Raw genomic sequence first — 21,561 nt, 5'->3', positions numbered from 1 at the left:
CATGTTTCGATACATCGGGTTCAGCTGGAACGTGGCAAGCGAGACGCAGGGCGCCATGGCCGAACGCCTGGCGCAGGCGCTGCTTGAACGCGGGCCGTGGCACGAGGCCTTCCAGGCTTGCGGACACCGGGTCTACGTCACGGGCAATGCCCACGGCGTCAACGACGTCTATGCATTGCCCGCGAACCAGGGCGTGGTGCTTGGCCGCCTGTTCCGGCGCGGAGCCTCGGGCGCCATCCAACGAGGTGACATCTGCCTGACATCGGCCGAGGCCGAGCGCATCGTTCATTCGGAGGGACGCTCGCTGATCGAGCAGTTCTGGGGTCGCTACATCGCCTTTCTTCCGTCGCGAATCGGTGAAGCCCGCGTGCTACGAGATCCCACGGGCACCCTGCCCTGCTACCAAGCCGAGGTCGAGGGCGTGACCATCGTCCTGTCCTGGCTGGAGGATCTGTTCTGCCTGAGCGACCTGCCCATACCCGCCATCAACTGGGAGGCAGTCGCTGCGCACATGGTGCTTTTCAACGTGGGCGGTCGCCAAACGCTGCTGAACGGCATCACGCAGGTCCTGCCCGGCGAACTGACATCGATGGCCGCAGGAGCGCCCCCGCCCATACGGCTCTGGAGCGCGGTCGATCACGCTCGCCGCGCGTCACCCGTAGACCCTGGGGAAGCCTCGCGCCGGTTGCGAGACACGCTGGCCGAGTGCGTTCAGAGCTGGGCATCCTGCTTCGATGCCATTGTGCTCAGGCTGTCGGGCGGCTTGGACTCGGCCATCATGCTGGCCAACCTGTCGCCCGCGGCCACCGCCTTGGACGTGGTCTGCCTCAACTACTACGCGACAGACACCGACACCGATGAACGAGACTACGCGCGGCTCGTTGCCGGACACAACGGCGCAACGCTTATCGAGCGCCCTCTCGATGAAGGGTTCCGCCTCGAATCCGTCCTGGACGTCGCCCGTACGCCACTGCCGGCCAACTACCTGGGCTCGATGGGGACCGCGCGCACTGATGCGGCGGTCGCGGCTGGTCACCGAGCCGGCGCCGTATTCAACGGGGCGGGAGGAGACCAGCTGCTCTACGAGCTGCGCTGCACCTGGCCCGCGGCTGACTACCTGAAGCTGCGCGGCCCCGATCGCGGCTTTCTTAAGGCGACGCTGGACTCCGCCCACCTGGGCAGCGTGTCGTTCTGGAGGGCTCTGCGCCAAGCCTTCGCCGATCGCGCCTATCAGGGCAATCCGCTGGAAGACGCGGGCCGCTTCGTCACGCTGATGCAGCGCGAAGCGATGGCCAGCGCCTTGAAGACCGCGCACCAGTACATCCATCCGAGTCTGCTGGAAGCGCAAGACCTGCCCATCGGCAAGTTCCACCAGCTGGGCATGCTGGCCCATCCGTTCGAGTACTACAACCACCACCTGCGTGAGGCGTCAGCCCACCGCGTGCAGCCGCTGATGTCACAACCGCTGCTGGAGTTCTGCCTGGCGACACCCACGTTCGTGCTGACCCAGGGCGGCCGCGGCCGCGGGCTGGCGCGGGGCACATTTGCCGACCGTCTGCGTCCCGAGATCGCCAACCGCAGCTCCAAAGGCGGCATGAACGACTACATCGCGACAGTGCTGCAACGCAACCTGACGTTCGCACGTCAGATGCTGCTCGAGGGGCAGCTGGCGAAGCGGGGGCTTCTCGACCGCGACATCGTCGAAGCGGCACTGGCCGGCAGACCGGGAAAGGCCTGCTACGTCAGCGAGATCCACGCCTGCATCGCGACCGAGGCGTGGCTGCAGCGCGCCAGCTCGGCCTCGACTTGCCCTATCTGAGCCACTTCCATGCCGAACCTGGGGTCGTTCTGGCCAGCGCTACGCCTGGTTGGTCAAAGCCTGGACCGCGCTGCATACAACTACATCGTCGGCACGCTGGTGTTGGTCACGCTCGGCGGCGCGCTGGCGGCCGGTTCTCCTTTGGCCTTGAAGAACATGGTCGACGCGATATCAGCGGATACCGTGGTCGGCTCGACCACAGGAGAGCGGGCTCTGGTGCCCGGCATGATCTACCTGGCGATGCTGGCCGGGGGACGCCTGGTATCGGACCTGAGGCCTCTGCTGTCCAGTCGAATCGAGCAGCGCGTGCTCGCGTCCATCAGGCAGTGTTTCTTCGCCCACCTTCATCGCCTTCCGATCGGCAATCTCATCAGCCGGCGCAACGGCGAGCTGTTGCACGGCATCGACCTCGCAGGCGCGGGTGCCCAGGCCATCGTCACGTACATGACCAACACCATCGCGCCCGTGCTGATTGAGTTGGCCCTGATGGCGGTCATCCTGGCCGGGCTCGACCAGCCTGCGCTTGCTGCCCTGTTCATCGCCACCTCCGCGCTGTACCTGGCAGTGTTTGCCGTGGGGGTTGTCCGGCAGCGCCCAATCTTGCAAGAGGTCTCTTCTGCGAGCTTGGAGGTCTACGGGCAGCTCAGTGATGGCATCACACACGTCGAGACGCTGCGCTGCTTTGATGCTGCAGCCCATGCCGAGGACTCGCTGAAGGAATGCTCGTTGCGCCTGATGCTTCAGTGGCACCGGCTCAGTCGCATCTCTGTCCAGAGCGCCGTCGCGGTGTCGGCGGTGGTCGCGGTGGCGCTCGCCTCGTGCCTCTGGATCAGCGCGGACGCCGTAGCCCACGGGCAAATGACGCCGGGCGGCTTCGTGCTCGCCAGCGTCTACATGCTCCAGATGGTGCGGCCCCTGGAGCTGCTGGGTGCAGCGGCCAGGGAATGCTTGCGCGCCGTAGGCTTCATGCGACCACTGCTCGACATCCTGGCCGAACCGACGGAAGCCGACCGCCCGCCACCGAACGGATGGACGCCCCCGACCACTGCGCCAGCGGTGCGGATCGAGAACCTTTGCTTCGGCTACGACCCGGAGCGACCAGTCATCCGCGGCCTGAACCTGGACATCGCCGCCGGCCGCACGACCGCCATCGTCGGGAGCAGCGGTTCCGGAAAATCGTCGCTGGTGCGCCTTCTACTGCGGCTGTATGCCCCGCAGGCGGGGCGAATCCTCGTGGATGGCCACTCCATCGACACGCTTCCGGCCGAGACCGCCCGCAGGCTCTTCGGTCTCGTGCCGCAGGAGGCCGCCCTGCTCCACGCGAGCGTGCGTTCCAACATCGCGCTGGGGCGTCCCGAAGCATCAAGCCAGGACATCGAACGGGCCGCCGATCATGCGCAGATCAGGCAACAGATCGAGGCTCTTCCACGGGGCTACGACACACGGCTTGGCGAGCGGGGCCAGACCTTGTCCGGCGGCGAACGCCAGCGCCTGGCAATCGCGCGTGCGGTATTGAGGGCACCGAAGATCTATTTGCTGGACGAGCCCACATCGATGCTGGACGCAAAGACGGAAGCCGCCGTGCTGCGAGCGCTGCGCAAGCTCACGGCAGGCTGCACGACCATCGTCATCGCGCATCGGCTCTCCACCGTCATGCACGCGGACGAGATCGTCGTCCTTGACGATGGCCAGGTCCGCGAGCGCGGCCGTCACGCCGAGCTGCTCGCCAGCGGGGGTCTCTACTCGCAGCTATGGCGACAGCAGACCGACGGGTCGGCGTGACCTAGGCGCCGCCGGTGATACGCGCACACGGCGGCTTCAGGTCGTTCGCGGACTTCATCGCCGCCATCTGATCCCAAGCGTCGTACTGCGCCCGCAGCGAGGCCGTGGTCTCGCCAGCCAGCATCGGCACATTGCGCTTCTCTCCTTTCAGCCAGAAGCGAAACCAGTCCACGTTGCCCTGAAGGGAAATCATGCGCTCGCTCGGGGTGGAGAGCATGTGATAGCCGCCCGGCACAAACACCATCTCCGCGGGCTTGTACTGGCGCCGCAACAGCGTGTAGACGTCGTAGTTGCCATAGACCGGCACGCCGTACGCCTCGAACCGCATCGCGGCCCGGACACACTCGGTGTTCATCGACGGGTCGTTGCGGATCCACTCGGCGCGCGTAGGCCCGAACGGGGCGCCATGATTGGTTGCCTCCATGTGCTGCCAGAACTCCGCGCCGTACGCGATCGAGTAGGCGAACAACGAGCTGACGTCACCATCCGCACTGGTCGCGGCGCGAATCGGCACGTCTGTGAATGTCACGAGGTTGAGCACCTGCTCTCCCGTCGTGCTCCAGCCGATGATGCCGATGCGGTCCGGGTCGACCCGGCCCTCCTTGACCAGCGCCGCCACGGCGGCACGAACCCCGTCCTGGAACTGGCGAAGCCGCATGACCTTGTCGGTAGGCGGCTCTGCGCCCGAGACGGGCCGGAACCCCATGCCGAGCACCAGCATCCCCTCCTTCATGAATGCGCGGCCGGCGAACGCGCTGGGCGCGTCACCGCCATTCGGGCCGTCCAGATAGAACTTGTCCGGCTCATAGTCGTAGGTCTGGATGATCAACGGAAGCTTGCTGCGATCCTCCGAACCTTGCGGAACCATCAGCCCACCGAGCCAGCTGCGCCCCTTGGCATCCCGCCACGCGTAGGACTTCATCGTTCCCCAAGTCCCCGCATTGAACTGAGGGTTCAGCGTCGTCAACCTCACGGTCCGGCCACCGGGGCCCTGGGCCACCAGGTCGGGTGGCTGGTTCAACGCCTGCTGGATCCGCAGGGTCCACGGCGGTTGCGGGTGTTCGGCCTTCCCCGTCGAGGCGGGAAGCTCCTGCCACGCTCCTCCGGCGGCGCGAGCGAACCGGCGATGGTCTCCCTCGTCGACCAGCTCGAAGCCATCCGCGCTCGCAAAGATCTTGCTGAGCCGCCCTGTCAGCTTTGCAACCACCGCCCATCGATCAGCGTCCGGCCAGTACTCGATGACGTAAGAGGAGGCCGCCGAAGCGCCCTTGTGCGCGAGCGGAAGCTGCGTGCCGGCCAGAACCAGGGACGAGCCGTGGTCCATCCACAGTCTGTCCTGCCGGAATTGCCCGCCCGCCGGCAGGGCGTCATCAGGCGCGTCGACGATGGTCTGCTCGCGCGCGTCGTCCAGGCGCCAGGCCACCATCCGCCGGGCAGTCCTGACCAACGATCCCGAGAAGTAGTGCAACGGATCCTCCTTCGTCGCCATCGAGAACCGCGCCACGAATTCGCCGAGCATCGGGTACTGCTGGCTCCACGCAAGCGTTCGGGCCCGCTCGTAGCGGGGAAGAACTGCCCAGCGACCGTCCGGCGAGATGTCGACGACTGGGCTCGCTGCATTGGCCTCCAGGAACGGTTCGCCCAGCGGCCGCGGTGCACCGGATGCCCCGGCCGCATCGATGTCCACGACGTAGAACCGGTACATGCGCAACTGCGAGATCAGCCGCTGCTGACCCCACTTGACCATCCAGAACGTCTGGTTGCCGTAGACGATGCTGCGTTCACCCTCCTTCATGGGGGGATTGGGAACCTGTGCCGCATAGACGATGCGCCGCATGTCGTGTGACAGTGCGAAGGAGACGACGGGAGTGGCCTCATGGGTCAGCTGGGTCAGCGCCTGCGAAGCGACATCCAGTCGATAGGCCTGCCGCACGCCATCCTTCAGCCGCCCCGAGAACACGAGCGTGCGGTCATCCACCCACCGGACGTGCTGGACGGCCGAGTCCGCGTAATTGGGGTCCTGGTCTGCATCGAACCGGAATACGGTCTCGACGCTCGACTGTCCCACTGCCAGTCGCTCTGCGTTCAGAGACAGCAGCTGGATCTCGTAGTGATTCCTGTCCGTGGCGACATCGGCCTGACGGGTGACGATGAACGCCTGACGCCCGTTGGGAGACACGAGCTTTTGCAGGACCTCGGGGTCGGCACTTTGCGGTTGAACGAGCCTCGTGAACTCGACGACGTCGCGGACGGTGGGCGCGGCTCCGGGTTGGGCCGCGCTGGCGGCCGAGGCAGCCCAGAGCGACGCGCTCAGAAGCGCGATGAGAGGTAGACGCATGGTGGGTTCGGGCAAAAGCGCGGCTCTACCACCCGGAACAGGCGGAGAGCGGCAGTTGTTGGAGGGGGATTGGGGCCGCCGAAGAGCGGCCCCTTTCGCGGGCTACCAGTCCAGCGTCAGACGCACGGATCCGTAGCGGCCACGCCAGTCGGCCTGCGTGACGTCGAAGTTCGGCGGGCCGGGCACGTACTGCGGCAACCGATTCGTGACGTTCGTGATGCTCATCCCGAACGTCGAAGCGCTGAAGCCGGTAAACATCGTGGGCCAGAGCAGCTTCAGATTCAGCGATCCGGCGAGGTCGTGCATCCAGTAGTTGCCCAGGCGCCGTTCGCTCGTGCCCTGGTCCTTGTAGGTCCCGAGGTAGCGGCTCGTCAGCCCGAGCGCCCATGACCGCTCATCAATGCCTGCCGACAGCCGCCCCTTCCAACGCGGGGCCCAGAAATCGGAAAAGCGCCGTCCGAGCCGATCGACGACGGCCGCGCCAGGCGCCAGCTGGACTTTGTACTCGTTCACGTGGGTGGCGCCAGCCGCAGCGGTCACGCGACCGACGGACGTCCTCCATGCATATGCGATGTCCACGTCGGTACCGGCGGTGTCCAGCCGACCGAAGTTGACCTCGGCCTGCTTGATGTTGGTGACGACGCCGGGCAGACCATTCACCGATGGGCCGCGTGTCACGAACGACGGGAAGGTGCTCTCGTAGTTCAGGGCTGCCTGAGGCGACAGCACGGCGATCATGGACCGGATGCGCAGTTGCCAGTAGGTGGCGCTGAGCCGCGTGCCCAAGCCGCCCTCCGGTTCCCACACGGCACCGATGCCGCGCGCCTGTCCGTGTTCTGGCGCCAGCGCCTTGTTCGTCGCACGGGTCACCGTGCCGGACGAGAGCGCTTCGCCATTGCGCGCCGGATCGACCAGTCCGAACTGCGACGCATCGAAGCTGTTGTCCTTCACGTTGGTCTGCAGCAGCGTCGGGGGCTTGAAAGAGCTGGCCGCCGAGCCGCGGATCAGCAGGTTGCGCGTGGGGCGCAGCTCGAGCCCGCCCTGGAATGTATTGGCCGACCCGAAGTCGCTGTAGTGGTCATGCCGGGCGGCCAGCGTGAGCGCAGCGAGGCTCCAGGCCGGACGGCCCTCCTCGTGTGCACTGAACAGCGGCGCTCGAACTTCTCCGTACGCCGCTGAGCTGCTGCGGCTGCCATGGACGTCCGTCTGGCCGATCACGTTCATGTCATACCAGTCGCGCGCCGCTTCCGCACCGATGACAACGTCCACCGGGCCGGCCCACAGCTGGCCGAGGCTGCCGCGCACGATGCCGGCGACCTGATCCTTGCGCCCACGGTCGAAACGGACCGTGTCGATCAGGATGTTGCGCAGCACCGCATCGTTCGCGGCCTTGCCCGACGTGAACGGATTGAAGGCGGTCGCCGGATCAGTGGACGCCAGCGCAGTAGCCAGCGCCGCCGGGTCCACGTTGTCATGCCGATCGACGGAGTGACCATGATCACTGCTGGTGGACATCGTCAGCTCGGCGTCCCAGTCCGCCGCCACTTCCCCCTTCACGCCAGCCAGCACGCGTGTGAACCGGCTGCGCCGCACGAGGTTCTGGCGCTCGCTCTCGTCCGTCAGCGCAGCCGTGAGCTTGACGTCGACGCCGAAGGGATTGAACAGGTTGCTCGCCGGCACCGTGATGTTGCTCATGGTGACGCCGCGTCCGGGCGCTTCCGCACGATCCTTGGCAAACATCACCTCGCCGAACACCGACCAGGTACCGGCCAGGCGGTACTCGGCGAGCGTATGAAGGGCCAGGGTCTGGTCACCGTGAATCAGCGCCGAGCCGCCACCGGTCGCGTAGAGATTGCAGAGGTTGCGTGTGCCGGCGGTGGCCTGGAAATCCGCGACTTTGGGGACCTGTGTGGGACCCAGCTGCGGCACGGCCGCAAAGCTGGAGTTCAGACCCGGCAGGTTTCCGCTGAGACTGGTGACGTTGCCCGGCGAGCAGTACGGCTGCCGCTCGTCGTTGCCGCCGATCGAGCGGAAATCGTTGTTCTTGAAGAGCTCTCGATCGATGGTATTCAGCGGCGTCGAGCGACTGAACGAACCCATCAGCAGATAGCTGCCCTTGTCGTTGTGCCCACCCGTCGCGACGGACAGGCTGCCGTCCCCGAGGCCGCGCCCCGTGCCGAGTCGAGCAGCCAACGACGGGCCGTTCATGGACTTCTTCAGGATGATGTTGACCACACCTGCCAACGCGTCGCCGCCGTAGACCGCCGACGAGCCCGACGGCACGACTTCGACGCGCTCGATCGCTGCCAGCGGGATGAGGTTCAGGTTGAAGACGCTGCCGGTGCTGGAGCCGACCGCCTCGACCTTGCGACCGTTCACGAGCACAAGGGTGGAGCCCAGCGGCAGCCCACGCAGCTGCACAGTGCCCTGCGCCAGCGCCCGGCCGAAACCGCCCTCCCCGGCCGACGCCGAGACTTCGCTCAGGTTGGTCAGGAAGCGCTGCAGGCTGGCCTGACCGCTCTTCTCGATGTCCTTGGCCGTGTAGACATTCACCGGCGCCGGGCCATCGGCTTCGATGCGCCGCAGCCGCGACCCGGTGATCTCGACCCGCGTGAACTGCTCGACGCGGCCTTCGCCACTGCTCTCGGCACGGCCTGGTGTCCCGGACTCGTCCTCAGGCGATGCCTGGACTCCCTCACCCGGCGACACAGCACGGGTTCGAACCAGCGCCGGGCCACTGGCCGTCGGCGCGAAGGGGGCTGCGGCGGGCACGGGCGCGGGCCGCACGATCACCGCGCCGTCCGGCGTGACCTGCGATTCAAGGCCTGACCCCTGCACTGCTGCAGCGATGGCCTCGGCGCCAGACAGGCGACCAGACACCGCCTTTGCAGTGCGCCCCGCGACAACGCGGGTATCGAAGATCACGGACGTCCTTGTCACGCGGGCAATCTCACGCAACGCGGCGCCCATCTCCTGCGAGGGCTGTTCGATCTGGTAGCGCACGGCAATGGTGGGCTCGGCGGCATGCGCCGCACTGCAACCTATGAGGAGGGAGATCGCGATCGGAATAGGGAGCCAGAGCGCTTTTCGGCGTCGTCTGGCGTTCGGCTTTTTGAGCATCTCGTACCCTTATCTGTTGTCGTCGGAGTGACAACATGAAGACGGGTTTGTCGAGAGGGAAATTGCCCCGTGATTGCCCTATCGGATTTTTTCGAGTTCCAACCGTCCGTCGATTTCGCGGACTTTCAGGCCGTACAACATCGAGAGTGAATTCGCGAAAGCTGCGTTGTCGCCAGTGCGATAGATGCCGCTGACAACGTAGTTTTCCTTGCGCACTTCCTCCGACAACACGATTTGTGTTCGGCTGTAGCGGTTGAATTCAGCAATGACGTCGGGCAGCGACGCGCCGTCGAACGCCGCCTCGCGTCGCTGCCATGCCATGGCGCGCTCGATGTTCGGACGATCCACTTTGAAGGCGACGTCGGACGAAGCCGGACTTGCGTCATGCCGCAGCGTCAGGCGATCCCCGGGCTTGAGCGCCACGGCCTGCAGCGGTCGCAGACCATCCCCGCCACCGTCCGCGGGCCGTACGTTCACCTGGCCCTCAACGAGCGTCACGGTCAGCGCGTCCTGATGCGTCGGGCTGTCGGTGAAGCGCACCGAGAACATCGTTCCCACGGCAACGACCTCGCTGCCTGCAACGCGCACGACGAACGGACGCGACGCATCCTTTGCGACCTCGAACAGCGCTTCACCGGCGGTCACCTTGACCGTGCGCTGCTTCGAGCCGAACTCGACGCGGGCCTGGGTCGCGGTGTTCAACAGCATGCGCGTGCCGTCGTCCAGCACCACGGAACGCTGCTCACCGACTGACGTGGTGTAGAGGTCCCGGTCGCGCCACTGCTGAATCGTAAACACGCCGGCGGTGATGAACACGCCCAGCGCCGCCGCTCCAGCCCATCGCCAAGCCGCGCTGCGCGCGCGCCGGGCCTTCTGTTTTTCGCGCTCCGCGGCCTGAACGAAGGCCTTGGCCGCCTGGGTGCCTGGGATGGCCTGCCAGACGTCCGTCATCTTCTCGAACGCCTCTCGATGCACAGGTGACTGTCTCTGCCAGGCTCGGAAGTCATCTTCCATCTCAGGGCTGCGATCAGGCCCATGAAGACTCGCGATCCACGCGGCGGCCTCGGCGGCGATCTCAGGCGTCACCTTCACCCGATCGCCAGGGAACTGGCGATCGTCAGCGCCTGATTCGAAACGGCTCATGGATACCAGCCATGCATCCAACCCGCGATCTTGAACATGGCCGTCGACACCTGATGGTGAACCGTACTGGTGTTCAAGCCGTGCTTGCGCGCGATTTGCTCGAAGGTCATACCCAGTGCGTGGTACTCCAGCACCATCTGCCGCACTCGTTCGTCAAGCCGTCCGAGACACACGTCCATGCGTTCGATGCACTCGCGCCCGAGCACCTCGGCTTCCAGGCTCGGCTGAGGATCAGCAATCTCCACATCCTCGGGCAGCACCTCGTCACCACGAGACTCCCGAGCCCGATAGGCATCGATGGACAGGTTGAACGCCGTCTTCATGAAAAGTGCCTTCACGTCGGTGACGCTGTTCCTCTTCGCAAACTCGGTCAGGCGCAGGTAGGCATCCTGCATGTAGTCCTCTGCGTCCTGTGCCGAGCGCCCACGCCTCAGCAGCATGGCCTTGGTTTCGGAGAATACCTTTCGCCAGTCGATGTTCATGGTAATCCCCTTAGGCTACCGCAAGTGTGCCTACGGCACTTCCCATGACCGGCACGAAGCGACCGGATTGCGAACCCGAGGCGTCGAGCTCCGCGCGCTCCGCTTTGACGTCACGCTGAAGCTGACGATCCGCCCGCACCAACCACTCGACGACAAAGGCGAACGCCTCAGCCGAATCGACAAAGGCTCCACGCTGGTGGATCGACTTCATCAAGCGCTCCTGCATCCCGCTGGCCGTCTGATCGACAAGGCGGACCAGCCGCCGGTAGGGCTCTGGCAGCGCCAAGAGCGGCTGGGATCGTGCGACGGTTTCGCGCCATTGATCCAGGACTTCCGGGTACTTTTGGCGCAACTTTTCACTTGAAATCTCCGCGGCCGCGACGGTCTCCGGGGCCGCGCCGCGGTCGCCACTTACCTCACGCAGCATGCTCGCCAGGGCGCTTCGATGTGCCGGCTTGACCTTCCCGATGGCGCGCGCAAATGCGAGCTCCCCGGACGGGTGCAGCGCCGACTGCTGGAAGGTGGCTCCGAACACGTCTGCGACGTCACCGAAATTTCCGAGTCCACATCGGATGGACTCGACGCCGCGGCTTCGAAGATCACCGAACACTTCAGTCGCCGCTCCGGACTGGGTGTCAGAAATCCACGCACCCAATATTTCGCCATCGCCATTGATCAAACTGCCGAACGCCCAACAAATCGTTCGGCCTTTGTCGGCATCGGTCTTCAACCGGACATCGGAAATTGCACCGAACACCACTGCCGCGTATCGCCGGCAAAGCGGCCGATGCAGCCAACGATTCATCTCTGCGCTGGTTTCAGGCATTTTCATCGCGTGCTCCTAACCTTGGATCACAAGTGGACGTGCGTTCGCGCGCGCTTCCCTGAGACTTCAGAATGAAAGTGGCACGACTACGCGATGCGGATCATGTCACGATTAGTGGGTTCGTGAATAGTGGACATGAATAGACGATGTGCGGCCTATGACGCCGCTCCGTCGTTCCTTTGGTCAACGTATCGCCGAACTTCGGCGAGCGGCTGGCTATAAGCAGGACGAATTCGCCGAGCGTTGCGGCTTCGCGCGCTCGTACATGTCCCGCATTGAGACCGGCGGAGCCAACCCTTCCCTTGATGCAATTGAGTTACTTGCTTCGGCGCTGAAGGTTCCGGTTCGGGACTTGTTCCCTGCCGCATAGCGCAACCCCACATTGCTTGAAGGGCGGCCTTTTGCGCTGGGCGAAGCTGCGTGGGGCTCTAGGAAAAGTCCTTCCATAGCTCAGTCCCAAGGAACCAAGGATTGATGACGCTGGCATCCAGCCTGATCTCGTCAAAATCGGTGATCTCGGCCAACAGCTTGTGCTTCGAACCCGAGTTGTCAAAGATGTAGGCGCGGTGTGCGACCTCGCAGGCCTCGGTCATCAAGGCGATCGACTTGTGATACTGGCTGATCACCTTCTCGTCCGCGACAGGGTGCCCCCCTGCAGCATGCGGCGACGTTCGGACCGGCAAGGACACGCAGTCGCGGCTGGGCTGGAGCGGACCGAGCTGACTTGGCCTCAGGCTGGGCGTCTGGCGCCTTACTTGACACGTTTCAATATCGTGCCTGGCTTCACACGCTTGCCAACCGGAAGCACCTTGATGACCGTCACGCTGCCATCCAGCTTGCGCTCGACCACCTGACCGTTCGCCGTCTTCACGGTCACCGCGCCCGTGCGTCTGAGTGCGGCACGGTAGGCCTCATGCCCTGCCCTGGCCGCGAGTTCAGGGATGCGTCGTTCGGCGATCCGCATCCCTCGTTCGGTCAGTGAGTTCCGGTCGGGACGGGAGGACATAGTTGCACCTTGAAGCCAGTCTACCTGCCGCCTACCGAACGACGGCACCGCAGCCACTGGAAAGCTCCCTCCCTCGAGTGCAGCCGACGGACCAGCGGCTACGCCAGAGTCCGGCGCCCATATGTGGCCGCTGTGCGTGACCGCGCCCGAAAAACGCCGCTCCGCCGCTCCGATGGAGCAGAAGCTTAAGGTCGCAGTCGATGGCGTCCTCAACCTGGATCGCTGACGACCTCGAGGACGGCTGCGAACTTTTCCGAGGCCTCAAAAGACAGGAGCGGCGATTTCAGGTCACCGTGGCATCGAGCCGCGAATGTCCCCAGGAGTCCGCCATGGCCACGATCCGCACACATGCCACCGCAGCACAGTTGGGAACCTCTCCATCAGACATTCAACGTCTGCCGACCGTGTGCCAGCGCATGGGTCTCGGGAGCTCCACGATCTATCGGCTGATGGCACAACAAAGCTTCCCGAGCGCCGTGCAGCTGAGCACACGCGCGGTGGGATGGCCGAAGTCGACCATTGACGCATGGCTGGAAGCCCGTCCTCGACAACTCACCTAATCGCGGGCGCGGCCCACATCGCAAGCTTCGTCACGAGACCGACGAAGAGCAGAAAAGCGCACAGACGCAGAACGCGCCAACTGGTGAACCAGTAGCGCTGATTGTTGAGGATCGCCCCGCACAGCCTGAAGAAGGCGCAAAGGGCGGCAACGACAGTCACCAGGAAGGCCAGTCCAGCCGCCTTCGGGATTTGGAGCGCCAGCACCGCGCAGGCCAGCGGCCACGCCACCGCATCCATCGCCGCAAGCAGGCGCCGGCCCGGCCAATAGGGCGCGTCCGGACGTCGCTCGCGGCGCAGTATCAAGACGAACATGACTCCCCCTTTCTATGCACATCACCCGTCAGCGCGCGGACGCAATGGATCCGCCCATTACCCTGAGCAGCGACGAGATGGAAACAAATCGTAAATTTCGAAGCACCCCAAACGCCGCCGCCACTAACCGGACGATTGACCGGCACAAACTTCCAAAGCAACGGTGTTATCGAAAACCCTATGGCCCATTGCGAATCGACTGAACGTCGACCGAAACGTTCGGTACTGAACAGCGAGTTGGACAGGTTGAGGCCATGTAGCCATTGCGAAGAACGCCATCCCGGCTGCGCAGTCCACAGTAGGCCAGTCTAGACAACCGCACAAGAGCGGTCCTAAATGCGTCGGGGCCTTTTGCACGCCACTTCAAACCCGCCGATAGAGCGGATTGATGCCCGGCGTCGTCACCGGGAGCCAACGATGGATTCACCCGAAGCCAGCAAAGCCGCCGTCAACGGCGCGAAACGCAGCGCAATCTTTCTCGCTGCACGCCAGAGCCTTGAGCCGACACCAAGGCCACTGAGTGCAAAGCGGTCTGCACTGCGGGCCCGAAAGCATCGGCAGGCCACGCGCCATCGGCATGTCGGCCTGATCCGCACAACGGACAACCAGGGCGCCTGCTTGCTGATCTCTGCCGACGGAACGACCGCATTCGTCATCAGTCAAACGAGCGCGGCACTGGTCATCGAGAAGCGGCATTGCCCTTCTGAAGGCCCGCGCACGTCACACGTGATGCTGTTCGAGGACGCGTCGGCGTTCGACCGATGGTGTGACATCGAACCCGCCCGCTTCGACGACCCCCTGCTGTGCGACCAACTGCGTCGCAGAGGCCATGCGTTCTTTGCAGACCACCGCTGAAGCGCTTCCAACGACTTGGCCAGGTTCGCGAGCATCCGCATTGCACGTCATCGAACGGCTGCCCAGCGTTCGCCGTGCACCCAGCGCCGAATCCGTGGTCACGCTGCTCGGCCAGCTCCTGCCTCTGATGGGTGCGGACTCCGGCATGTTCCTCAGCCTGATCGCCGACGACGCGATGCGTACTTCCATCCGATCACTGCTCGCGTGCGATGAGCGATGGGCGGTCGAATACTCGCGACAGGGCTGGCATGGGAAGGACCCGTGGCTGCGGTACGCACTGGAGAGCCAGACGCCCATCCGCAGCAGTGAACTTCACCTGCACGCCTGGGAAGCCGACTTCAATGCGCGCTCGACGGAGCTGGGCTTTGCATCAGCACTGGTGATCCCGGCGCCATCCAGTTTCGGAGCCGCACGTGTGGGTGTATTGGTCCTGGGATCGAGCACCCCCGGCCACTTCGATACCGCCGACCACCTCGTCCTGATCGTCGCCCGGGCGCTTGCGATGGAACTGCACGAGTGGCTCTTGCGCACCATCCGCGAGGATCTGGTGGAACGGTCCGGCATCACGCCCGATCAGGTTGACCTGCTTCGGCGCGAGGCCAGCGGCCACACCAGCAAGATGATCGCCGCCGATCTTCGGATCAAGCCAAAGGCGGTAGACCGCCGGTTCCAGCGCGCGATGGAGAGGCTGGACGCCCCCGACCGGAAGACCGCCGTGCGCATCGCTCGCCTGTACGGCCTGATCTAGCGCCGGTGGCATCGGCCCCCGAAAGCCCCACGCGATAGCGCGTTGCGAAGACTAATTTGACCTCATGGCTCCCACGAGCCGCACGGAGCGTCAGACACGGCGCCCTTAAGCGAGGTCCATGCCATGAAGTTCCAGTTTCTTACGCCGACGCGCAACCGTCACACCGGCAGAAGTCAACTGCCGCGCTGCTCGATCGGCAAGGTTGCCATCCTTGTACCGTTGCTCGCCGCCACGTCGGCGCATGCCGTCGACGGCTGCACCGTCCTTCTCTGCCTGGCCGCGGCCAGCTGGCGTTCCATCGAGCAATGCGTTCCTCCCGTGCGGCAAGTACTGCGTGACCTCGCCCTTGGAAGGCCCTTTCCGACATGTGCGATGGCGGGCGCCGGCAACACCGCCAGCCATGCCTGGACCGCAGCCCCCGACTTTTGCCCACCGCAGTACACCCACATCACCTTCAGCTTCGACCGCGAGATCTACAGCTGCGACTACGACGGGGCCATCTCGGTGACCGTCAACGGCGTCCCGTTCGCGCGGACCTGGTGGTCGATGAGCGGTGATTCGGTGACGGACTTCAGCCCCTCGGCCAAGACCCAGCTCGGCACCTGGGACAAGCGCTTCGACGACGAGTTCGCCGCATGGCTGGCCGCGCAGCCCGCCGGCACCGCGCCGCAGAACTGAGCCACCGCCGTGGACTCCACTGCGTTCATGACGCTGGCGCTCGCCTGCGCGCCCGCCGTTCACATCGACACCGCGCAAGCGCTTGTCGACGTCGAAAGCGCCCTCAATCCGTGGGCCATCGGTGTGGTGGGCGGCACACTCGTGCGCCAGCCCAGCCGCCGCGCTGAAGCCCTGGCCACCGCGCGCGCACTGCAGGCCAACGGATGGAACATCAGCGTCGGCCTCGCCCAGATCAACGCGCGCAACCTCCGCCGTCTCGGCCTCACGCTGGAGACGGCCTTCGAACCCTGCTCGAACCTGGCCGCGATGCAGGCGGTGCTCACCGAATGCCATGAGCGCGCCGGCGCGTCCGCCGGAAGCGAGCAACGCGTGCTTCAGCGCGCCCTGTCCTGCTACTACAGCGGCGACTTCTCCACCGGTTTTGTGCACGGCTACGTGCAACGAGTGATCAACGCGTCGGCCTCGACCAGACGTCTGGCTTCCCCGTCCCAGGTCCTCAACCTAAAGCCCAAGGAGTAGTTATGAAGCGCAACGCTTGCCTCTCGCGCGCCGTGCCGGCGCTGGCCACGCAACTCGCTCTGCTGACCACGTCGCCCGCCTTTGCAGCCGGCTTCGACAAGATCAACGATACGGTCGTCAACGTCAACACCATCCTGGTGACGGTCTCCATAGCAGTCGTCACGATCGCAATCATCTGGGCCGGCTTCAAGATGATCTTCCAGGGCGCCCGCCTGGTCGACGTGTCGAACATCCTGATCGGCGGCACGCTGATCGGCGGCGCTGGCGCGATGGCCACCTACATCGTCAGCTGAACGCACGGAGCCGAGCCATGCAAAGCGAAGCGATCTACAAGGGCGCCACGCGCCCGGCCATGAAGATGGGCATCCCCCTCGTCCCGCTCGTGGTCCTGTTTGGCGGCAGCATGCTCCTCGTCATGTGGAGCGGCGTGCTGGTCAGCTGGTGGATCGCGCTCGGCGTCGCGCTTGGCATCGGCCCCGCCCTTGCCTGGATGCGACACGTCACCGCCAAGGATGACCAGCGCTTCCACCAAATGTTTGTGGCGCTGAAGCTGCGACTGCACGACCGCAACCACGGCCTGTGGCGGGCGCGCAGCTACTCCCCCACCCTCTACCGAGGAGCCAACGATGCCTGGCATGTCTGATCGCCGCACCGGCCCGCGCTGGTTCGACAAGCACATCGCACGGCCGCGCCATTGGGCCCAGGCCCGGACCGAGAACCCGCTGGCCGCCTTCGTACCCTTCTCGTCTCTGCTCAGCCCAAGCGACGTCATCACGCGCGGCGGCGACTACCTGCGCGTATGGCGCCTGGACGGGGTGCCGTTCGAGACCGCCGATGAGCCCCATGTCGCGGAAAGACACGAAGCGCTGTGCAGCCTCTTGCGGAACTTGGCAGGGGGCCAATGGGCTGTCTGGATGCATCGCCTCCACCGCAGCGTTTCCGACGGACTCGACGATCCACAGGATGCCGGCTTCGCGCAAGATCTCTCGCGCGCCTACCAGGCCAAGCTGGACCGGCAGCAGATGATGAGCAACGAGCTCTACCTGACGCTGGTCTATCGCCCCAACGTGTCACGCGTGAGCCGCGCGCTGCAGCCGAGCAGGCGCACCAGGGAGGCCACCGCCGAGATGCAGGCGGATGCCCTTCGGGTCATGGAAGAGCGCTCCGCCCTCGTCGACCGCGTGCTGCGCGGCTTCGGACCGCAGCTGCTGGGCGAGTGCATCCGCCACGGGCGCCGTTACTCCGAAGTCGCGGAGTTCCTCGGCTACCTGGTCAACGGCATCTGGCGGCCTGTGCCAGCATCCGCTGGCCCGCTGTACCGCACCCTACCCACGACACGTCTGTCCTTCGGCGGCGACAAGCTGGAGTTGCGCCACGGCGACGGCCGGCGCTGCGCTGCGTTGGTCGATATCAAGGAGTACGCCGACGCCGTCGAACCCGGCGTGCTGAACGCCCTGCTCTACGAAGCCAGCGAGTTCATCGAAACACAGAGCTTCTCCATCCTGCCTCGCCGCGAAGCCATGCGCGCACTCGAACTGCAGCGCGACCAGCTGATCGCCAGCGACGACGTCGTCGCCAGCCAGGTCGACGACATGGATGCCGCTCTGAACGATCTCGGTGACGGCCAGTTCTGCATGGGCGAGTACCACTACTCGCTGGTGGTCTTCGGGCGCGACGCGGCCGACGCCGGCCGGCGCGCCGGCCGCGCCATCGGCGCCGTAGGCGAAGCCTCCAGCCTGCAGATGTCGCCAGTTGACCTCGTCGCCGACGCTGCATGGTTCGCGCAGCTGCCGGGCAACTGGCAATGGCGGCCGCGGGACGCAAAGCTGTCGTCCAGGGCCTTCGCCGCGCTGGCCAGCGCGCACAACTTCGCCACCGGCAAGCGCGACGGCAACCCTTGGGGCCAGGCGCTGGCTCTGCTTCGCACGCCGTCCGGCCAGCCGTATTACTTGAACCTTCACGCCAGCCCCGAGGGCGAAGACTCCGTCGACAAGAAGCTGCCGGGAAACACGCTGCTGATCGGTTCCACCGGCGTGGGCAAGACCACGCTGGAAATGTTCCTGCTCACGCTGACGCGCAAGTGGGATCCAGCGCCGCGTCTCGTCCTCTTCGACCTGGACCGCGGCTGCGAGATCGCGGTGCGCGCGCTTGGCGGCATCTATTTCACGCTGGATGCCGGCCGGCCTACGGGCTGCAACCCGCTGCAGTGGGAGGCGACACCGGCCCGCATCCAGTTCTGGGCGCAGTGGATCAGGACCCTGATCGCCTCCTCCCCCATGCCGCTGCTGCCAGCGGACGAGCACGCCATTGCCAATGCGGTCCGGGCCGTCGCGCTGATGCCAGCGGCGCTGCGCCGGCTTTCGACGGTGCGCCAGAACCTGCCCAAGGCCGGCGACAACAGCCTCTACGAGCGCCTCGGCCGCTGGTGCGATGGCGGCGCGCTGGGCTGGGTCTTCGACCAAGCTGACGACCGCCTCCAGAACCTGCGTGACGCGCGTGTCATCGGCTTCGACACGACGGAATTCCTCGACCTGCCAGAAGTCCGGACGCCCGTCATGATGTACCTGCTCGAAGTCATGGAGCAGCTGGTCAACGGTGAACGGCTGATCTACGTGATCTCCGAGTTCTGGAAGGCGCTCGATCACGAGGTCTTCAGCGAGTTCGCCAAGCAGAAGCAGAAGACCATCCGCAAGCAGAACGGCCTGGGCATCTTCGACACCCAGAGCCCCTCGGACGTCCTGCGTCACCCGATCGGCAGGACGATGGTCGAGCAGAGCGTGACCAAAATCTTCCTGGCCAACCCGGAGGCGGTGCGCGAGGAATACGTCGACGGATTTGGTCTCAGCGAATCCGAGTTCGAGATCGTCCGCAGCCTCACCTCGCAAGGCGGCAGGCGCTTCCTCGTCAAGCAGGGGCACGCCAGCGCGATCTGCGAACTGGACCTGACCGGCCTGGAGGAGTTCATTACCGTGCTCTCGGCCACGACTGACAACGTTGCGCTGCTCGACGACATACGCGCGCGACACGGCGATGCCCCTACGGATTGGCTTCCCGTTCTGCTCCGCGAGGTTCAGCATCGCAGGCTCCACACTCTCAGGAGAGTTGCATGAGCCACGTCGCCTCGCTCCTCGCCATCGCCGCGCTCGCATGCGCGTCCGCGGCCCAGGCACAGTTCGTCAAGGGCAACGAAGCCGTACGGCTGCTGCCCGATGGCAAGAAGGTTGTCGAGACGCCGCCGCTGCCCAGGACTGCATCCACGCGGATGTCCCCGTGCAAGGCGGATGGAGGCTGCCATGCCGGCCCCTGGCGCATGGTCGAGACCGCTGGCGGCCTCCTGGAATGCACAGAGGTCTACGCACGCCCGACGACATGCCGCGCGTCTACATACGGAACAGAGAAGCGCAGCCGCCTGTGGGTGGTTAAGGTCGGAGGCAGCTGGCTGCAATGTCAGTTCCCCGACGTGAAGAGCAAGTGCGTGCCGATCTTCGCTTCCCCGCCCGCCAATCTGCCGTACGACGCCGTGCAGTAGGAGTGCCCAATGTTTGCCTGGCTCGGATCAAAGCTGGACGTCCTTCTGAACGGCTACGTCCTGGGCGTGGTGTCGGCGTTGTGCGCGGCCCTCACCCCCATTGCGCTGACGGTCATGACGCTCTGGATCGTTCTGTACGGATGGGCCGTGGTCAGGAATGAGGTCTCGGAGTCGATTCCTGCCTTCACCTGGAAGATCTTCAAGATCGGTTTGGTGCTCGCATTCGCGCTACAGGGCGGCTTCTACATCTCAAACGTCGCCGATGCGGCAAACGCTTTGTCGATGGGCGTCGCTTCGACATTCCTGCCGGCGGGAGTTGATCCCAGCACGATCACTACACCTTACACGCTGTTGGACAAGTTCAACGACCAAGCCAGCTCCCAGACCGCGGACATCATGAAGGAGGCGAGCATGTTCCGGCTCGACCTGCTTCTCGCCGCAGGCATCTTCTCGATCGGGTCGGTGCTGTTTCTCTGCATGGCGCTCTTCGTCGTAACGCTGGCCAAGGTCCTGCTGACCTTCGTGATCGGCGTGGGACCTCTGTTCATCCTGTGCCTTGCCTGGCGCCCCACCGCACGCTTCTTCGACAGTTGGTTGTCGATGGTGCTGAACTCAGTTGTGTTGGCCTGGTTCGCGTTCTTCACGCTTGGCCTCAGCACCTTCATGGGTGAAGCCATATTCCTGGCCATTCACGATGGCGGCGGCTTCCTCGGCGGCACCTTCAACGTGCTGGGCGAGGCCACGCGTTACTGCGTGCTCATGATCCTGATGGCGATCATCTGCTTCCAAGCACCCAGCCTGGCGTCTGCCCTGACCGGCGGCGCTGCCGTTCAGCAGGGCCTGCAGATGATGCAGAACGTGCTGATGGTGTCGTCCAATTTGCGGTTGGCTCGCAACGGCCGCGGCGGCGCGTCCGCCGTCGCTGGCGGCGTCGTTCGCGCCGGGGTCGGGCTGCCCTACACGGCGGGGCGCGCAGCGGGCGCCGCCGCCAACGTGGCCGGAGGGCTCGCGAGCGCAGCCACCACCGGCGCCGGCGCCATGGCGCGCCACGGATACGGCACCGTCAGGACGGCCGCCTACAAGCTCGCTGCCATGCGCGGCCGGACTTGAACTGCGTTGAAGGAGAAGCATCATGCGCATCCGGAACAAGCTCGCCGCGACACTGCTGGCCATTGCCGGCGCAAGCAGCGCCCACGCCAGTGGAATCCCCGTCATCGACGTCGCCAATCTGGCCCAGACGATCCAGCAGGTGCTCGACGACGTCACGCAGATCACCAACCAGGTCAAGCAGATCCAACAGATGCAGGCGCAGCTGACCAGCATCAACGGCGTTCGCAACCTGGGCAATGTGTTCAACAACACCGGACTGATGAACTATGTGCCCGCGAAGGCCTTCGAGCAGCTGCATGCCGTTGACGCTTCCGGCTATGCCGGCCTGGGTGCGACCGGGAAGTCGCTGCGCGACGTCGCCATGATCTACAACTGCCTGGACCTGACCGGCGGCGCACGCACCCGCTGTCAGGCCACCCTCGCCCAGCCCTATCAGCACCAGGGATTGCTGCAGGACGCCATGACCCGGGCGTCTGGGCGGCTCAGCCAGATCCAGGCGCTGATGACCCAGATCAACGCCACGCCCGACCAGAAGTCGGTCCAGGAAATCCAGGCCCGAATCGGCGCCGAGAACGCTTTGCTGGCCCACGAGCTGTCGCAGGTGCAGATGCTGCAGGGCATGGCCGAAAGTGAAGAACGCATCGCGCGCTCGCGCGACCGAGAGCGCCAGTACGAGATGCTGAACCGCACCGGCAAGGTCTCCGACTTCCTGCACTGACGCCGGCACCAACCC

22 protein-coding genes are annotated in these 21,561 nt (G+C 65.1%); 14 read left to right on the top strand and 8 right to left on the bottom strand.

Annotated elements, in window-relative coordinates; translation table 11 throughout:
* The first annotated feature begins 1 nt into the window (after position 1).
* A complete protein-coding gene (locus tag LXT13_RS26895; RefSeq protein WP_233375419.1) occupies positions 2-1,819 on the top strand; it encodes an asparagine synthase-related protein in 1,818 nt (605 codons plus the stop codon).
* Positions 1,820-1,828: 9 nt separating this feature from the next.
* A complete protein-coding gene (locus tag LXT13_RS26890) occupies positions 1,829-3,601 on the top strand; it encodes an ABC transporter ATP-binding protein (RefSeq protein WP_233375418.1) in 1,773 nt (590 codons plus the stop codon).
* Between the two features lies 1 nt (position 3,602).
* Here LXT13_RS26890 and LXT13_RS26885 read toward each other — a convergent pair whose 3' ends face one another.
* From LXT13_RS26885 to LXT13_RS26865, 5 genes are all read right to left on the bottom strand, one after another.
* Positions 3,603-5,939 carry a prolyl oligopeptidase family serine peptidase gene (locus LXT13_RS26885; protein WP_233375417.1) on the bottom strand — a complete coding sequence of 779 codons (2,337 nt, stop codon included), beginning with the start codon at positions 5,937-5,939 and terminating at the stop codon, positions 3,603-3,605.
* Positions 5,940-6,041: 102 nt separating this feature from the next.
* Positions 6,042-8,942, bottom strand: a complete 2,901-nt coding sequence (locus tag LXT13_RS26880; protein WP_233375416.1) for a TonB-dependent receptor domain-containing protein — start codon at positions 8,940-8,942, stop codon at positions 6,042-6,044.
* 195 nt (positions 8,943-9,137) lie between these two features.
* Positions 9,138-10,202, bottom strand: a complete 1,065-nt coding sequence (locus tag LXT13_RS26875) for a FecR family protein (RefSeq protein ID WP_233375415.1) — start codon at positions 10,200-10,202, stop codon at positions 9,138-9,140.
* Positions 10,199-10,684, bottom strand: coding sequence for an RNA polymerase sigma factor (locus LXT13_RS26870; RefSeq protein WP_233375414.1), 486 nt, complete (start codon positions 10,682-10,684; stop codon positions 10,199-10,201). The genes LXT13_RS26875 and LXT13_RS26870 overlap by 4 nt, the downstream gene beginning before the upstream one ends.
* A gap of 10 nt (positions 10,685-10,694) precedes the next feature.
* Positions 10,695-11,516 (bottom strand): transposase, encoded by an 822-nt coding sequence (locus LXT13_RS26865; protein ID WP_233375413.1) that lies wholly within the window; start codon positions 11,514-11,516, stop codon positions 10,695-10,697.
* 151 nt (positions 11,517-11,667) lie between these two features.
* On the opposite strand from LXT13_RS26865, the gene LXT13_RS26860 reads away from it, so the two are divergent.
* Positions 11,668-11,880, top strand: coding sequence for a helix-turn-helix domain-containing protein (locus LXT13_RS26860; RefSeq protein ID WP_233375411.1), 213 nt, complete (start codon positions 11,668-11,670; stop codon positions 11,878-11,880).
* 58 nt (positions 11,881-11,938) lie between these two features.
* Here LXT13_RS26860 and LXT13_RS26855 read toward each other — a convergent pair whose 3' ends face one another.
* Positions 11,939-12,199: a hypothetical protein gene (locus LXT13_RS26855; protein WP_233375410.1), complete on the bottom strand. Its 261-nt coding sequence runs from the start codon at positions 12,197-12,199 to the stop codon at positions 11,939-11,941.
* A 62-nt stretch (positions 12,200-12,261) separates the two neighbouring features.
* Entirely contained in the window at positions 12,262-12,516 is a 255-nt protein-coding gene (locus LXT13_RS26850) for a hypothetical protein (RefSeq protein ID WP_233375409.1), read from the bottom strand.
* Between the two features lie 329 nt (positions 12,517-12,845).
* On the opposite strand from LXT13_RS26850, the gene LXT13_RS26845 reads away from it, so the two are divergent.
* Positions 12,846-13,076 carry a helix-turn-helix transcriptional regulator gene (locus LXT13_RS26845; RefSeq protein ID WP_233375407.1) on the top strand — a complete coding sequence of 77 codons (231 nt, stop codon included), beginning with the start codon at positions 12,846-12,848 and terminating at the stop codon, positions 13,074-13,076.
* Here LXT13_RS26845 and LXT13_RS26840 read toward each other — a convergent pair.
* Positions 13,069-13,389, bottom strand: a complete 321-nt coding sequence (locus LXT13_RS26840; protein ID WP_233375406.1) for a hypothetical protein — start codon at positions 13,387-13,389, stop codon at positions 13,069-13,071. The two genes, LXT13_RS26845 and LXT13_RS26840, sit on opposite strands and share 8 nt — an antisense overlap.
* A 417-nt stretch (positions 13,390-13,806) precedes the next feature.
* Between LXT13_RS26840 and LXT13_RS26835 the strand changes: the two genes are divergently transcribed.
* The 10 genes from LXT13_RS26835 to LXT13_RS26790 all read left to right on the top strand — a co-directional run bounded on the left by LXT13_RS26835 (position 13,807) and on the right by LXT13_RS26790 (position 21,546).
* The gene (locus tag LXT13_RS26835) at positions 13,807-14,244 is read left to right on the top strand and encodes a hypothetical protein (protein WP_233375405.1); all 438 of its coding nucleotides are present in this window, start codon (positions 13,807-13,809) and stop codon (positions 14,242-14,244) included.
* Positions 14,245-14,284: 40 nt separating this feature from the next.
* Entirely contained in the window at positions 14,285-14,992 is a 708-nt protein-coding gene (locus LXT13_RS26830; RefSeq protein WP_233375404.1) for a helix-turn-helix transcriptional regulator, read from the top strand.
* A gap of 123 nt (positions 14,993-15,115) precedes the next feature.
* Positions 15,116-15,670, top strand: a complete 555-nt coding sequence (locus tag LXT13_RS26825; protein ID WP_233375403.1) for a hypothetical protein — start codon at positions 15,116-15,118, stop codon at positions 15,668-15,670.
* Positions 15,671-15,679: 9 nt separating this feature from the next.
* On the top strand, positions 15,680-16,189 hold the full coding sequence (locus LXT13_RS26820) for a lytic transglycosylase domain-containing protein (protein WP_233375402.1): 510 nt from the start codon (positions 15,680-15,682) through the stop codon (positions 16,187-16,189).
* A gap of 2 nt (positions 16,190-16,191) precedes the next feature.
* Positions 16,192-16,482 carry a TrbC/VirB2 family protein gene (locus tag LXT13_RS26815; RefSeq protein ID WP_233375401.1) on the top strand — a complete coding sequence of 97 codons (291 nt, stop codon included), beginning with the start codon at positions 16,192-16,194 and terminating at the stop codon, positions 16,480-16,482.
* Positions 16,483-16,499: 17 nt separating this feature from the next.
* Positions 16,500-16,832 (top strand): VirB3 family type IV secretion system protein, encoded by a 333-nt coding sequence (locus LXT13_RS26810; protein WP_233375400.1) that lies wholly within the window; start codon positions 16,500-16,502, stop codon positions 16,830-16,832.
* Positions 16,816-19,299, top strand: coding sequence for a VirB4 family type IV secretion/conjugal transfer ATPase (locus tag LXT13_RS26805; RefSeq protein WP_419964719.1), 2,484 nt, complete (start codon positions 16,816-16,818; stop codon positions 19,297-19,299). The genes LXT13_RS26810 and LXT13_RS26805 overlap by 17 nt, the downstream gene beginning before the upstream one ends.
* Entirely contained in the window at positions 19,296-19,718 is a 423-nt protein-coding gene (locus LXT13_RS26800) for a hypothetical protein (RefSeq protein ID WP_233375398.1), read from the top strand. The genes LXT13_RS26805 and LXT13_RS26800 overlap by 4 nt, the downstream gene beginning before the upstream one ends.
* Before the next feature lie 9 nt (positions 19,719-19,727).
* Positions 19,728-20,828 carry a TrbL/VirB6 family protein gene (locus LXT13_RS26795; RefSeq protein ID WP_233375397.1) on the top strand — a complete coding sequence of 367 codons (1,101 nt, stop codon included), beginning with the start codon at positions 19,728-19,730 and terminating at the stop codon, positions 20,826-20,828.
* 22 nt (positions 20,829-20,850) lie between these two features.
* Complete coding sequence (locus LXT13_RS26790) at positions 20,851-21,546, top strand: TrbJ/VirB5 family protein (protein WP_233375396.1); 696 nt, start codon at positions 20,851-20,853, stop codon at positions 21,544-21,546.
* Positions 21,547-21,561: the final 15 nt, after the last annotated feature.

The sequence above is a fragment of the Pelomonas cellulosilytica genome, from assembly GCF_021353265.1.
Taxonomy (GTDB): domain Bacteria; phylum Pseudomonadota; class Gammaproteobacteria; order Burkholderiales; family Burkholderiaceae_C; genus Pelomonas; species Pelomonas cellulosilytica.
This window is presented reverse-complemented; position numbering and strand designations above follow the sequence as displayed.